Annotated in this window: 11 protein-coding genes; 9 read left to right on the forward strand and 2 right to left on the reverse strand. The window is 63.8% G+C overall.

Annotated features, from left to right (window positions below; translation table 11 throughout):
- The first annotated feature begins 123 nt into the window (after positions 1–123).
- The 8 genes from CXK94_RS09650 to CXK94_RS09685 all read left to right on the forward strand — a co-directional run bounded on the left by CXK94_RS09650 (position 124) and on the right by CXK94_RS09685 (position 9,388).
- Positions 124–1,188, forward strand: a complete 1,065-nt coding sequence (locus tag CXK94_RS09650) for a glycoside hydrolase family 5 protein (RefSeq protein WP_423835240.1) — start codon at positions 124–126, stop codon at positions 1,186–1,188.
- Positions 1,189–1,206: 18 nt separating this feature from the next.
- Positions 1,207–2,394: a polysaccharide pyruvyl transferase family protein gene (locus tag CXK94_RS09655; protein WP_102894165.1), complete on the forward strand. Its 1,188-nt coding sequence runs from the start codon at positions 1,207–1,209 to the stop codon at positions 2,392–2,394.
- Between the two features lie 2 nt (positions 2,395–2,396).
- Positions 2,397–3,629 (forward strand): oligosaccharide flippase family protein, encoded by a 1,233-nt coding sequence (locus CXK94_RS09660; RefSeq protein ID WP_102894166.1) that lies wholly within the window; start codon positions 2,397–2,399, stop codon positions 3,627–3,629.
- A 61-nt stretch (positions 3,630–3,690) separates the two neighbouring features.
- The gene (locus tag CXK94_RS09665; protein ID WP_102894167.1) at positions 3,691–4,941 is read left to right on the forward strand and encodes a Coenzyme F420 hydrogenase/dehydrogenase, beta subunit C-terminal domain; all 1,251 of its coding nucleotides are present in this window, start codon (positions 3,691–3,693) and stop codon (positions 4,939–4,941) included.
- 43 nt (positions 4,942–4,984) lie between these two features.
- Complete coding sequence (locus tag CXK94_RS09670) at positions 4,985–6,241, forward strand: hypothetical protein (RefSeq protein WP_102894168.1); 1,257 nt, start codon at positions 4,985–4,987, stop codon at positions 6,239–6,241.
- Positions 6,201–7,076, forward strand: coding sequence for a glycosyltransferase family 2 protein (locus CXK94_RS09675; RefSeq protein ID WP_102894169.1), 876 nt, complete (start codon positions 6,201–6,203; stop codon positions 7,074–7,076). The genes CXK94_RS09670 and CXK94_RS09675 overlap by 41 nt, the downstream gene beginning before the upstream one ends.
- The gene (locus CXK94_RS09680; RefSeq protein WP_102894170.1) at positions 7,069–7,836 is read left to right on the forward strand and encodes a WecB/TagA/CpsF family glycosyltransferase; all 768 of its coding nucleotides are present in this window, start codon (positions 7,069–7,071) and stop codon (positions 7,834–7,836) included. Before CXK94_RS09675 ends, CXK94_RS09680 begins: the two co-directional genes overlap by 8 nt.
- Positions 7,837–8,287: 451 nt before the next feature.
- A complete protein-coding gene (locus CXK94_RS09685; RefSeq protein ID WP_102894171.1) occupies positions 8,288–9,388 on the forward strand; it encodes a polysaccharide biosynthesis/export family protein in 1,101 nt (366 codons plus the stop codon).
- Positions 9,389–10,261: 873 nt separating this feature from the next.
- Here the strand turns inward: CXK94_RS09685 and CXK94_RS09690 are convergent.
- Both CXK94_RS09690 and pap read right to left on the reverse strand, forming a co-directional pair.
- Entirely contained in the window at positions 10,262–11,446 is a 1,185-nt protein-coding gene (locus tag CXK94_RS09690) for a thiolase family protein (protein ID WP_102894172.1), read from the reverse strand.
- A 255-nt stretch (positions 11,447–11,701) separates the two neighbouring features.
- Positions 11,702–13,198, reverse strand: a complete 1,497-nt coding sequence (gene pap, locus CXK94_RS09695) for a polyphosphate:AMP phosphotransferase (protein ID WP_102894173.1) — start codon at positions 13,196–13,198, stop codon at positions 11,702–11,704.
- A 219-nt stretch (positions 13,199–13,417) separates the two neighbouring features.
- Between pap and CXK94_RS09700 the strand changes: the two genes are divergently transcribed.
- Positions 13,418–14,131: a 4'-phosphopantetheinyl transferase family protein gene (locus CXK94_RS09700; protein WP_102894174.1), complete on the forward strand. Its 714-nt coding sequence runs from the start codon at positions 13,418–13,420 to the stop codon at positions 14,129–14,131.
- Positions 14,132–14,159 lie beyond the last annotated feature (28 nt).

The following is a 14,159-nucleotide window of genomic DNA, read 5'->3' on the forward strand; positions in this document are numbered from 1 at the left end:
GGACTGCCTCTTTTCGACTGGGCCATCAGGCGCAGCGGATATTTTTTGGCTTCCGTTACGTGTTGCAGAGGCTTTTTGGACGTGTTTTCCCTGGATTTTGCGTGCAATCGGGCGCCCAACGGGATCGGCCCTGTCGGACGAGCCGGACGACTGGCGCTGGCGCTGACGCTTGCGCTCGCCACCGCCGGTGCTCGTGCCGCCGACTGGCCGGCCACGGAGGATGGCCTGGCCCTGCTCGGCGTCAATCTTTCCGGCGCCGGCTTCGCCCCGCACATCACGCCGGGCAAACACGGCACCCACTACTTCTACCCGCAGAAAAAACACTTCGAGTACTACGCCAGCCAGGGCATCCGGCTGATCCGCTTCCCCTTCATCTGGGAGCGGGTGCAGCACTCGCTCGACGACGGATTGAACTTCGACCAGATCCGGCTGTTGAAGAAGACCCTGGACCTGGCCGCGCAGAATGGTCAGAAGGTCATTCTCGACATGCACAACTATGGCCGTTACCACGGCGAACTGATCGGTTCGCGCCAGGTGCCCTACGCGGCCTATGCCTCGGTGTGGCAGAAACTGGCGCAACAGTTCAAGGGCCACCCGGCGCTGCTCGGCTACGACATCATGAACGAGCCGCACGGCACCGTCGGCCTCTGGCCCGGCGCGGCCCAGGCCGCCGTCGATGCGATCCGCGAGGTCGACCAGCAGACGCTGATCTTCATCGAGGGCGAGCGTTGGTCGAGCGCCTTCCACTGGCCGCTGGTGAACGCCAACTTCCTGATCGACGACCCGGCCGAGCGCATCGTCTACGAAGCGCACCTGTACTTCGACCAGGATTTCTCCGGCAAGTACATGCCGCGGGCCAGCCGCAACATCGACCCCATGCTCGGCGTCGAGCGCGCGCGGCCGTTCATCGAATGGCTGAAACAGCACGGGCAGAAGGGCTATCTCGGCGAGTACGGCATTCCCGACGACCTGCCCGAGGCGGCTGTGGCGATGGACAACCTGCTCGCCTACCTCAACGACAACTGCGTACCCAGCTCCTACTGGGCCGGCGGCCCCGGCTGGGGCACCTACAAGCTCGCCATCGAGCCGCGCGACGGCAAGGACCGTCCGCAGATGGCGCTCATGCGCAAACACCTCGCCAACGATTGCACCGCCATCGGCCCCGCACCGGCACCTGACGCTGACTGATTCTGGAGTGACACGAACATGAAATTCGGACTGCTATGGCACTCGTTCTCATCCGGCAACCTGGGGGTTGGCGCGCTGAGCATTTCCAACATGCTGCTGATCGACGAGGCGGCGCGCAAATGCGGCATCACCCCCGAGTTCCTGATCATCGGCTCGTCCGGCCCCTGCGACTACCCGCCGTCCACCGAACGCTTCAACTACGAATTCATCGAGTTCAACGAGAAGGCGCTGCTGAAGAACCCCCACGGTCTGTACCGGGCGATCGCCTCCTGCGATGCGGTGTTCGACATCGGCGAGGGCGACAGCTTCTCCGACATCTATGGCGCCAAGCGTCTGATCAAGCTGCTGGTCAGCAAGGGCATGGCGCTGGGTGGCCGCGTGCCGCTGATCCTGTCGCCGCAGACCATTGGCCCGTTCAAGTCCGACTGGGGCACCAGGGCCTCGGCCTGGGCAATGAAGAAAAGCACCATGGTCTTCGCCCGCGATCACCAGTCCTTCGATGTGCTCAAGCAGCTGAACATCTCCAACCGCGACGAGGTGATCGACGTCGCCTTCGCCCTGCCCTTCGAGCGCCAGCACGAACAGCGCGACCCGAACAAACTGGCCGTGGGCCTCAGCGTTTCGGCCCTGCTGCATCACGGCGGCTACGAAGGCACGGCCAACCAGTTCGGCCTGCGAGCCGACTACAAGGCGCTGACCGACCGGCTGATCCGCAGCCTGCTCGAACGCGGCCACGAGGTGCATCTGGTGCCCCACGTGATCCCGATCGGCTTCCCCGCCGAGGATGACTACACCGTCTCCCGGCAACTGCAGCAGCAGTTTCCCGAACTCAGGCTGGCGCCGCGCTTCAAGGGCCCGATCGAGGCCAAGTCCTATATCGGCGGCATGGATTTCTTCGTCGGCGCACGCATGCACGCCACCATCGGCGCCTTCTCCGCCGGCGTGCCGGTGGTGCCGCTAGCCTACAGCCGCAAGTTCGCCGGGCTCTACCAGTCGCTGGACTACCACCGCGTGGTCGACCTCAAGACCGAGGACACCGACAGCGCGCTGGAACAGGTGCTGGCGCATCTGGACAACCGCGAGCAGCTCAAGGCGGAAGTCGCCGCCAGCGGCGCGATCATCCGCTGCAAGCTGGATGCCTACAGCGCGGCGCTGGAACAACTCCTGGCTTCGCTGCATCAGCCCCAGGCCGTGTACCAGAGATAACCATGCGCGATCATGCCCTGATGGGGGTGACCACGGCGGCGCGTACCGCCGTGCAGCTCGGCACCCTGCTGATCCTGGCGCGCACGCTGGGGCCGAGCGATTTCGGCTTCATCTCGATCGTCATCACCTGGTCGACCATCGTCGCCCTGGTGACCGACTACGGCTTCGGCATGCGCGCGCTGCGCGACATCGGCGCCGAGCGCGAGCGCGCCGGCGAGATCATGTCGGCCAGCCTGGCGGCGAAATCGGTGCTGGTGCTGCCGGCCTGCGTGGTGCTGCTGCCGCTGATCCTCTTCGTGCTCGACCTGCACCTCATCGAGCGCTTCGCCGCCGTGCTGTTCCTGCTCGGCACTCTGGCCTCGTCCTACGGCGACCTCGGGCTGACAGTGTTTCGCAGCATCGGCCAGTTCCATCGTGAGACCCGCATCGTGGTGGCGACGGCGCTGGTGCATTTCGTGCTCATCGGCGCGGCGATCCTCTTGCGCAACGACGTGCTGGCCATCGGCCTGGCATTCCTGCTGTCGCGGCTGATCTACGCCGCCTTCGCCCTGCGCGCGCTGTCGAAGATCCTCGCCCTGGGCGGCATCCTGCGCAATTCCCGGCAGGTGCTGGTGGAGCGCTTCAAGACCTCCACCAGCTTCGCGGTGGACAGCGGCGCGACCAACATCTTCGCCCAGCTCGACGTCATCCTGGTCAACCACCTCGCCGGCCGCGAGGCGGCGGGCATCTACTTCGCCGGCTCGCGGCTGATCCAGGGCGCGGTGCCGTTCAGCGTGCTGCTGGCCAGCGTGCACATCCCGCGCTTCGCCTACCAGCTGCACAACAAGACCGCCGGGCTGTTCCGCTACGGCGTGCGCATCCTCGGCGAATACACAGGCATGGGGCTGGTCTTCGCCCTGGCGTTCTTCTTCATCGGCCCGCTGTTCACCGATTACTTCCTCGGCGCCGAGTACGCCGAGCTGAACACCTTGTGGCTGGCCTTCGCCTGCTTCACCGCCGCGCGCTTCGTCGCCGCCGGGCTGGGGGTGCAGTTGATGGCGATGGGGACCGGCTTCCTGCGCACGTTCGGAATCATCGCCTCGGGAGTGGTCACAGTGGCGTGCTACTGGATTTTCATCCCCTCGCACGGAATACAGGCGGCCCCCTGGGTGTCCACTCTGGGCATGGTCGTCCTGACGGTTATCTACGGTTATGCGGTGCTCGCCATCTACCGCAAGCAGCGCCAGCGCGCATGACCGAACTCGTTCAATACTGCCGGTCGCGTATGCCCGACCGGCCGCTCAAGGGAAGGCAGGTATGAAAGCTCTATTGAACCGCGTGCTGAACAACGACCTGTGCAGCGGTTGCGGAATGTGCAGCTCGGTGGCCGATGACGATGCCATCAGGATCCGGCTCAACGCCGACGGTTATCACCGGCCGGTGCTCAATACGCAATATCGGAACAAGCCGGTGGCCAGCGAGCGGACCAGTGCGGCCTTCGCCAAATCCTGCCCGGCGCTGAACCTGGATATCCGCCCCTACAAGTCGGCCAACTACCACCCGATCTGGGGCGAGATCCTCGATACGCTCAAGGGCTATGCGGCGGACGACGAAGTTCGCCAGGCCGGCTCCTCCGGCGGCGTGATCTCCGCGCTGGCGCAGTATTGCCTGGAAAACAAGCTGGTCGACGGCGTGATCCAGATCCAGGCGTCGCAGACCGATCCACTGGAGAACGTCGCCACCATCAGCCGCTCGCGGCAGAACATCATCGCCTCCTCCGGCTCGCGCTATGCGCCGGCCAGCCCCGGCGAAGCGCTGAAGTGGGTGGCCATGTCCACCGAGAAATACCTGTTCATCGGCAAGCCCTGCGACGTCGCCGCGGTGCGCCAGATGCAGCAGCACGATGCGCGGCTGAAGGAAAACATTCCCTACATCGTCTCCTTCATGTGCGCCGGCACCCCGAGCCTGCATGGCACCGAACAGGTGCTGGACAAGCTGGAAGTCGAGCGCAGCGAGGTCACCGCCTTCCGCTACCGCGGCGACGGCTGGCCAGGGCTGACCAAGGCCACGCTGAAGAACGGCGAGGCGCGCACCATGACCTACAACGACTCCTGGGGCAAGGTGCTCAACCGTCACCTGCAGACCCGCTGCAAGATCTGCCCGGACGGCATCGGCGAGTTCGCCGACATCGTCTGCGCCGACGGCTGGGAAGGCGACGAGAAGGGCTATCCGTCGTTCGAGGAGCGCGAGGGCAACTCGCTGATCCTGGTGCGCACCGAAAAAGGCCGCGAACTTTTCCGCAACGCGCAGGCCGCTGGCGTTGTCAAAGCCGAGGTTTTCGACACCGGCAGCATCTTCGCCATCCAGCCGTTCCAGTACTACCGCCGCACCACCATCCTGCCGCGGCTGCTGGCGATGAAGCTGTTGATGCTCAAGACCCCGTCCTACAAGGGCTTCGAGTTGGGCAAGGGGGTCAGGGAGATCGGGCTGTACCAGAGCTTCAAGGCATTCACCGGGCTGCTGGTGCGGCGCAAGAAGATCAAGAAGCGGGCGCTGGAAACGGCATGAGCCGCTGCGCGATCAGGGACTTTCTACCTAAGGACCAAGGTTGATGACGACTTTCAGTTCACGCTTTTTCTTCTTCCCGTTGCTGATCCTGGCGATCGTGCTGCACTTTTCCGTGTTCGGCGAGAGTCCGCACAACCCCTACGGTATCAAGGGGGTGAACGAGCTGTACCTGGCGATCTGCATCGTCTTCACCATTCTCTTGCTGCTGGCCTCGGCGGAGGACGCGCCGCGCGAATTCCGCATCCTCATGTACTACTGCCTGTACAGCGTGGTGGTGTTCCTGGTGATGCCGGCGGTGTTCGCCTATTTCACCTACGGGCAGCCGATCGTCTACGGGCTGATCGAGGAGCGCCGGGTGCTGTTCTGCCTGGGCTTCGCCCCGCTGCTGTTCCTCGGCAAGCGCGTCAGCACGCTGCAGTTCGAGCGCGGGCTGCTCTATGCGGCGCTGATCGCAGCCTTCCTTTCCTGGTGCTTCAAGTTCGGCGTGATTCCCGACCTGCGCCCGGAGGTCCGCTCGGACGACCGTCCGGACCGCTCGTCCATCGGCCCCTACCTGATCTGCTTCGGCTACTTCTATTGCATCCAGATCTGGTCGAAAGGCATCTCGCCGATCAACGGCGCGAAACGCAACAAGAACCTCTACCTGATCATCGCAGCGGTGCTGCTGCTGACCCTGGTTTTCGCCACCCAGACCCGCCAGCTGATCGTGCTCTGCCTGGCCTTCACGCTGTTCTGCCTGCGTGCCAAGGCGATCATCTGGGCCGCCTCGCTGTCGATCCTGTTGTCGCCGTTCTACTTCTACCCGAGCCTGCTGGAGGTCCTCGGATTCAACACCGAGTTCTACGACAGCACGCTGGAAAGCGGAATCGAGGACGGCGCCCGGCCGCACACCATCTCGGCGATCTTCACGCATCTGGATCAGGTCAACTGGCTGCCCAGCGGCTCGCTGTCGCTGATGTGGCAGGACGGCTTCATCCCCTATTTCGGCGAGCATTTCTTCCTCTCCGACGTCGGCATCATCGGCACGCTGTTCCGCTTCGGCTTCCTGACCTTCCTCATCGTCCCGGTGACGCTGTTCGTCTACCAGCGCATCGCACGCAACATCACGCCGGACATGACCTTCATCTACTCGACGATGCTGGCCTTCTTCGTCATCTGGCCGCTCAACGGCCTCTTGGAATATGCCCAGCCCGTCATCGCCGCCCTCTTTGTCATCCATGCCCTCAAGGCCCGTCACCTTCGCAGCCAGGAGCGAATCCATGAACGTCGCGCTTATCCTCAACTACAAGGCAGCTACTGAAACCATCAGTTGCGTTGAGAGCCTGCTCGCTCATTGCCCGGCTCTCGATCACGTCGTGGTCATCGACAACGACTCGCAGGACGGCTCCGTGGTGGCCTTCAACCAATGGCTGGAGGCCCGACCTCGGCCGAACGTGACCGTGCTGGCCAACCCGCAGAACAACGGCTACGCCGGCGGCAACAACCACGGCCTGCGCTGGGCGTTAAAGAACCTGCCGGTGACGACCTTCTGGATCGTCAACAACGACACCTACGTCGACAGCGATGCCTTCACCCCCTTGCTCGAAGCGCTGCGCGAGAACGACCGCCAGTTCGTCGGCTCGGTGATCCTCAGCGCCGACAGCGGCCGCCTGGAATGCTATGGCGGCGGCAAGCTCTATCCGCTGCTGGGCAAGGCCAGGCTGCTGGGCAAGGACCAGACCCTCGAGGCGATGGCGCAGAACCGCGAGCAGCCCGACTACCTGATGGGCTGCAGCCTGGCGTTCTCGGCCAGGTTGATCGAGCGGATCGGGCTGATGGACGAGGCCTACTTCATGTATTCCGAGGAAGTCGACTGGCAATTCCAGGCCAGGCAGAAAGGCATCTCCATTCGCGTCGTACCGGATAGCCGCCTCTACCACTACGGTTCGCTCAGCTCGGGCGGGCGCTCGGCCTTCTATCACTACTACCGCAACCGCGCGGCCACACGCTTCAACAAGCGTTTCTATGGGCGGGGTTTCGCGTTCATGTCGGCCTGCTTCCTCTCCGCGATCACCGTCATCAAGGAATTCAACCACCCCAGCCTCGCCTGGTCGGGCATCAAGGGCGCCTTCAAGGGAGTAACGATGAGTGTCTAGTGAGACCAACCACGCGTTCGGTGTGGATTTCTACACCGGCAGCAAAGCAGCCTTGCTGGCCAGCATCCGGGAAGGGGTCGCACAGCCCTACTCCTTCGTGGTGACCCCCAACGTCGATCACCTGGCGCAGCTCCAGCACAACGACGCCTTGCGCGAGGCCTACGCCAAGGCCCGTCTGCGCCTGTGCGACAGCCGCATCCTGCAGCCGCTGCTGCAGCGGCTGGGCGTCCGGATCGAGGAAGTGATTCCGGGCAGCGACCTGACCGTCGATCTGCTGGAGTGGGCCAACAGGGAGCACCTGCGGATCGTCCTGATCGGTGCCACCGATGAGGAGTGCACGAAGCTGCGTGCGCTCTACCCCGGCATCGTCCTCTATCACCACAACCCGCCGATGGGCTTCATCAACAGACCGGATGAAGTTCAACGGGCATTGCAGTTCGTTCGCGAACATCCTTCCGAACTGGTGTTCTACGCCGTCGGCGCACCGCGCCAGGAAATACTTGCAAGTTCCATCCAGAGCCATGAACGAACCGGCATGGGATTTTGCATCGGCGCATCCATTTCCTTCGCCACCGGAAGTATTAAACGTGCCCCGGTATGGATGCAGAACTGCAAACTCGAATGGCTGCACCGAATGCTCTCCGAGCCCAGGCGACTGGTGAAACGTTATACCCATGATGCGTTTTTCATAGTTCCGGCCTTCCTGCGGGAAAAGAACTACCGCGTCCAGAAGGCAAAACCGGCGAAACAGGACTCATAAACCAAAGGATCGAAAAATCCACTGTAAATGCCGGGAAGCGTCGTGAACCCAAGCCAATCGCAACGGTCTATCCCTACTGTGATGTGCGCAGGATGGCACTTCAACATCTAACTAACACCTTGCGCCGTCCCGTCCCGGCCGTAAGCAACAGGCTGTATCGAACAGGCAAAGGAATTAAACCTACGTGTCGTTGGAACAGCTTTTATTACAACCAGACGGGATAAAACATAACGTTTCCCGCGCAGCCGGATATAACGCTGCAGGAAGTGAAACATTTCAGGAAGGAGAGAAACTTTGGCTACCGGTCCCGTTTGGTCGCTGAGGAGTGTGGAGTGATGACTCCGACCCTCTTGAATAGGCGAAAGAAGTATTCCAACGCCTTGGACAGAAAAGTGAATCCAGCCGTCTCACTCTTTGAACAACAACCACTCCGTCAAGGATGAACAACCCTATGAAACCATTTATCGCACTCGCTTTCACTTCCACCCTGGTTCTCCAGGGCTGCGCCTTCGCCCCCGGCCAGTACCTCGACCCCGATGAGTTCAAGGAAGGTGCCGAAGCCGAACACGGCACGGTCCAACTGGTGCGCATCACGCCCGAGATGCTCAGGGGCGAACTGGCCTCCGACATGGGCACCTCCAGCAAGCAGGAACTGCTGAACTACAAGCCCTCGTCATACCGCATCGGGCCGAACGACCTGCTCTACATCACCGTCTGGGATCACCCCGAGCTGACCGCGCCGTCCGGCCCGCAGCAGCAGCTGGATGCCAACGGGCGCCTGGTGCGTCCTGACGGTACCCTGTTCTACCCCTATATCGGCAACGTCGAGGCCGCCGGCAAGACCATCGAAGAGCTGCGCTCGGTCATCGCCCGCCGCCTGACCAACTACATCGACAGCCCGCAGGTGGACGTTTCCATCCTGCGCTTCGGCAGCCAGCGCGTGGTCGTCTCAGGTGCATTCAACACCGCCGGTGAAGTACCGATCACCACCGCCCCGATGACCATCACCCAAGCCATCGGCCAGGCAGGCGTGGACACCGATACCGCCGACCTCACCGGCCTGACCCTCAAGCGTGACGGCCGCGAGTACATGCTGGACATCGACTCCCTCAACCGCCCGGACTCCTGGCTGCATCAGGTCTACCTGAAGGATGGCGACCAGCTGCACCTGCCGTACAACGACCAGCGCAAGGTCTACGTACTGGGCGAAGTGATGCTGCCGCAGGCGATGACCTTCAAGGCCACCAGCATGAACCTGATGGATGCGGTCGGCACCGCCGGCGGCATTCGCCAGGAAACTGCCGATGGCGAAGCGCTCTACGTGATCCGCGGTGCGGAGAAGATGGCCGAAGGTCAGGCCAAGGTGTTCCAGCTGAATGCCAAGTCGCCGACCGCCTTCGCCCTGGCCAAGCACTTCCCGCTGCAGCCGCAGGACGTGGTGTTCGTCGGTCCGGCCAACATCACCCGCTGGAACCGCTTCATCAGCCAGCTGCTGCCGTCCGCCAGCATCGTGGGTACCGGCGCCGCAGCCGAATACAACTTGTCTCGCTAAGCAGCGCATGGCCTGATCGCATGGCGATCGGGTGAAAGAAAAAGCCGCAGGGCCGAACCGAAAGGTTTGCTCTGCGGCTTTTTGTTGCGAATGAAAAGCCCATAGGGTCCGCTGGCTGCTCACTGCTCTTGTGGGGAGGCCCGACCTCGGGGCGATGCTCTTGAGCTGCTGGCAGGCCTGCGGCCTGCAATCGCCGCGAGGGCGCGCCTCCCACTGGTTCGGTGTGCACCGTCTGCTTTTGTGGGAGGCCGACCTCGGGGCGATGCTCTTGAGCTGTTGGCAGGCCTGCGGCCTGCATCGCCGCGAGGGCGCGCTTCCCACTGGTTCGGTGTGCACCGTCTGCTCTTGTGGGAGGCCGACCTCGGGGCGATGCTCTTGAGCTGTTGGCAGGCCTGCGGCCTGCATCGCCGCGAGGGCGCGCTTCCCACTGGTTCGGTGTGCACCGTCTGCTTTTGTGGGAGGCCGACCTCGGGGCGATGCTCTTGAGCTGTTGGCAGGCCTGCGGCCTGCATCGCCGCGAGGGCGCGCTTCCCACTGGTTCGGTGCGCACCGTCTGCTTTTGTGGGAGGCCCGACCTCGGGGCAATGCTCTTGAGCTGTTGGCAGGCCTGCGGCCTGCATCGCCGCGAGGGCGCGCTTCCCACTGGTTCGGTGTGCACCGTCTGCTCTTGTGGGAGGCCGACCTCGGGGCGATGCTCTTGAGCTGTTGGCAGGCCTGCGGCCTGCATCGCCGCGAGGGCGCGCTTCCCACTGGTTCGGTGTGCACCGTCTGCTTTTGTGGGAGGCCCGACCTCGGGGCGATGCTCTTGAGCTGCTGGCAGGCCTGCGGCCTGCATCGCCGCGAGGGCGCGCCTCCTACGGGGTCCGCTGGCGATCAGCGTGCCGCTTCGAACAACCCCGCAGCGCCCATGCCGCCGCCCACGCACATGGTCACCACGCCATAGCGCAGGTTGCGTCGCTGCAGCTCGCGGACGATATGGCCGGCGGTGCGCGAGCCGGTCATGCCGAATGGATGGCCGATGGAAATCGAACCACCGTTGACGTTGTACTTCTCGTTGTCGATGCCCAGCGTGTCGCGGCAATACAGGCACTGCGAGGCGAAGGCTTCGTTGAGTTCCCACAGGTCGATATCGTCGATCTGCAAGCCCTTGGCCTTGAGCAGGCGCGGCACGGCGAATACCGGCCCGATCCCCATTTCCTCCGGCTCGCAACCGGCAACGGTGAAGCCGCGGAAGAACGCACGCGGCTTCAGGCCCAGCTCGATGGCCTTCTCCAGGCTCATCACCAAGGTCATGGACGCGCCATCGGAAAGTTGCGACGCATTGCCGGCGGTGACCGAACCATCCTCGGTGAACGCCGGCTTGAGTCCCGCCAGGCTTTCCAGCGTGGTGTCGGGGCGGTTGCAGTCGTCGCGGTCCACCACGCCCCGATGCACGGTGCGCTCGCCGCTGCTCTTGTCCTCGGTGAAGTACTCGACGCTCATCGGCACGATCTCGTCGCTGAACAGCCCTTCGGCCTGGGCGCGTGCGGTGCGCTGCTGGCTCTGCAGCGAATAGAGATCCTGCTGCTCGCGGGTGACGTTGTAACGCCGCGCCACCAGCTCGGCCGTCTGCCCCATGCTGTGGTAGATGCCCGGCACACGCTCCTGGATGATCGGATTGAACAGGTAGTCGGTGTTGCGACTCCTGAGGGTCAGGCTGATGGATTCCACCCCGCCGGCGACGATGACGTCGCTGCAGCCGGAAGCGATCTGGTTGGCGGCAATGGCGATGGCCTGCAGGCCCGACGAGCAATAGCGGTTCAGCGTCATGCCCGGGCAGTCGATGCCCAGGCGGGACAGCACGGCAACGTTGCGGCCGATGTTGTAGCCCTGCGCGCCTTCGTTGGAGCCCGCGCCGACGATGCAGTCCTCGACCAGCGCGGGGTCCAGATCGTTGCGCGACAGCAGCGCGTCGACGCAGTGGGCCGCCATGTCGTCGGGGCGGGTCATGTTGAACTTGCCGCGGAAGGACTTGGCCAGGCCAGTCCGCACACTGTCGACGATCACTACTTCACGCATGGCATACCTCGGAGCAGGGGCGTTCGTGGGGCTGTTGTTGCGGCGCGCTGCGCACGAATTGTTCCACGTCCGCCGGTGGACGATGAGCGGAGCATAGTGCCGCCTGCGCGACCGTTGCGACGACCATTCAGCATGCATATGGCCATTCATCGTCCGGTCAGTCGCCGCTTCGCCCTCCGAAACGGGACGCAGGGGCGCCGTAGGAGCGAGAACCACCCACGCAAAAAGCGCCGCGGGCATGCCCCGCTCCCATCGTTACCCCTTGGCGATCGCCGCCTCCAGCGCCTCGTTCAGCGTGCGCAGGACCTTCACCCGTGCAAAGCGCTTGTCGTTGGCCTCGACCAGCGTCCAGGGGGCGATTTCGGTGCTGGTACGATCGACCATGTCCGCCACGGCATGGCCGTAGTCGTCCCATTTCTCGCGGTTGCGCCAGTCTTCATCGGTGATCTTGAAGCGCTTGAACGGTGTCGCCTCGCGTTCCTTGAAGCGCCGCAGCTGCGTGTCCTGATCGATGCTGAGCCAGAATTTCACCAGCACCACGTCGCTATCCACCAGCTGCTCTTCGAAATCGTTGATCTCGCTGTAGGCACGCAGCCACTCGTCCGGCGTACAGAATCCTTCGACACGCTCCACCAGCACCCGGCCATACCAGGAACGATCGAAGATGGTGAACTTGCCGCGCTCCGGGACATTGCGCCAGAAGCGCCACAGCCATGGCTGGGCACGCTCTTCCTCGGTGGGTGCGGCGATCTGCACGGTGCGATACAGACGTGGGTCCAGCGCGCCGGTGACACGCCGGATCGCACTGCCCTTGCCCGCCGCATCATGCCCCTCGAACAGCGCCAACACGCCGCGCTTGCGCAGCCGGCGATCACGCAACAGGCGCGACAACCGGGCCTGTTCCTCGGCCAGCTGCTGCTGGTAGAGGTCCTTGCTCAGCTTCTGCGACAGGTCCAGGCTGTCCAGCAGGCTCAAGCGGTCCAGATTGCCCAGCAGCGGCGCCGAATGCGGTTGGGAAGCCGGCGATGCCGGCTGTTCGGCTCCGTCCAGCGCCGCCTGCAGCCCCTCCAGCAGCACACGCCCCACCGCCAGGCTGCGGTAACGCCAGTCCACCCCCTCGATCACGTACCAGGGCGCGAAGCTGCGGCTGCTCAGCCGAAGGATCTGCTCGCCGTGACGAACGAACTTGTCATAGGTCTTCGATTGCTGCCAGTCCAGCGGGCTGATGCGCCAGCTGTGCAGGGGATCGTCCTTGAGCGAATCCAGACGGGCCTTCATCTGGGCCTTGGAAAGGTGAAACCAGAATTTGAAGATCAGCGCGCCCTCGTCGCAGAGCATCCGCTCCAGACGCTGCGCACGGGCGGTGGCCAGTTTCAGCTCGGCATTCTTGATTCGCCCATGCACCCGGTCCTCGAGCATCTTGCTGTACCAGTTGCCGAAGAAAATCCCGGTATGCCCCTTCGGTGGCAGGCGCCGCCAGTAACGCCATGCGAACGGATGGAACAGTTCCTCGTCGCTGGGCACATAGAAACTATCGACCCGGATCAGCCGCGGGTCCATCCATTCGTTGAGCAGCTTGATGGTCTCGCCCTTGCCCGCGCCCTCGATGCCGTTGATCAGGATCAGCATCGGAAACCGCGCTTGGGCCTTGAGCCGGTACTGCGCCTGCAGCAGCGCCTCGCGTAATTCCGGCACTGCGGCGTCGTAGGTCGCCTTGTCGATGGAATGGCCGATTTCGGCGGATTCGAACATCATTGTCTCCGTCCCAGATGATGCGCCCAACCCTAGCAGGCAAGCCGAGGGCATAGCGAGCAGGACACGGAAAATCTTCACAGCCCCGGTCTGCTGGCAGGCCTTGCGGCCTGCAGTCGCCACGAGGGCGCGCCACAGGTTCCGGTGCACCGGCCGCTTTTGTGGGAGGCCCGCCCTCGGGGCGATGCTTTTGGGCCACTTTTAGGCAAAATAGCCGTCATGAACGACCAGCCTCCATTACCGCTCTGCTGCACGGCCCCAACGGACCACTGGCCCCTCCCCCGGCCGCTGGCTGGGGTGTGTCTGTTGAGCACGCGTTTCGATCCAGCCTTGCTCGATCCCGAGGATTTCGTCCGCTGGCAAATCCCCGAGCAGAAAGGCGTCAGCAAACGGCAGACGGAATTCCTCGCCGGCCGCCTATGCGCCCGCGAAGCGCTACGCCGGTTAACCGGCTTCCCCGGCATTCCGGGCGTGGGTAAAGACCGCTCACCGCAGTGGCCGGCCGGCATGGTCGGCTCCATCACCCACGGTGCCGGCTGGGCCGGTGCCGTCGCAGCGCGCAACGACCGCTGGCGCGGGCTGGGCCTGGATATCGAACGCGTATTGAACAGCGCGCGGGCCGACCGCCTGGCCGGGGAAATCCTCACCCCCGCCGAACTGAACGGCTACGCCGCCCTGCCCGACCACGAACGTGCCCACCTCGTGACACGCACCTTCTCGCTCAAGGAAAGCCTGTTCAAGGCGCTCTACCCGCTGGTGCAGCAGCGCTTCTACTTCCAGGATGCCGAACTGCTCGCAACCACTCCCGAAGGCGATGCGCGCCTGCGCCTGCTGATCGACCTTTCCGACACCTGGCGCCATGGCGCCGAACTTGAAGGCCAGTTCGCCGAGTTCGACGGCTACCTGCTCAGCCTGGTCAGCATCCGCGCCTAGCAACCGATCAAACCACCGGGCCCAGCTG

The sequence above is a fragment of the Stutzerimonas stutzeri genome (assembly GCF_002890915.1).
Classification (GTDB): Bacteria; Pseudomonadota; Gammaproteobacteria; order Pseudomonadales; family Pseudomonadaceae; genus Stutzerimonas; species Stutzerimonas stutzeri_AF.

Bases quoted from the DNA above. Each gene is read 5' to 3' on its own strand.
- CXK94_RS09655 (WP_102894165.1), top strand. From the start codon at position 1,207: ATGAAATTCGGACTGCTATGGCACTCGTTCTCATCCGGCAACCTGGGG.
- CXK94_RS09660 (WP_102894166.1), top strand. From the start codon at position 2,397: ATGCGCGATCATGCCCTGATGGGGGTGACCACGGCGGCGCGTACCGCC.
- CXK94_RS09665 (WP_102894167.1), top strand. From the start codon at position 3,691: ATGAAAGCTCTATTGAACCGCGTGCTGAACAACGACCTGTGCAGCGGT.
- CXK94_RS09670 (WP_102894168.1), top strand. From the start codon at position 4,985: ATGACGACTTTCAGTTCACGCTTTTTCTTCTTCCCGTTGCTGATCCTG.
- CXK94_RS09675 (WP_102894169.1), top strand. From the start codon at position 6,201: ATGAACGTCGCGCTTATCCTCAACTACAAGGCAGCTACTGAAACCATC.
- CXK94_RS09685 (WP_102894171.1), top strand. From the start codon at position 8,288: ATGAAACCATTTATCGCACTCGCTTTCACTTCCACCCTGGTTCTCCAG.
- CXK94_RS09690 (WP_102894172.1), bottom strand. From the start codon at position 11,446: ATGCGTGAAGTAGTGATCGTCGACAGTGTGCGGACTGGCCTGGCCAAG.
- pap (WP_102894173.1), bottom strand. From the start codon at position 13,198: ATGTTCGAATCCGCCGAAATCGGCCATTCCATCGACAAGGCGACCTAC.
- CXK94_RS09700 (WP_102894174.1), top strand. From the start codon at position 13,418: ATGAACGACCAGCCTCCATTACCGCTCTGCTGCACGGCCCCAACGGAC.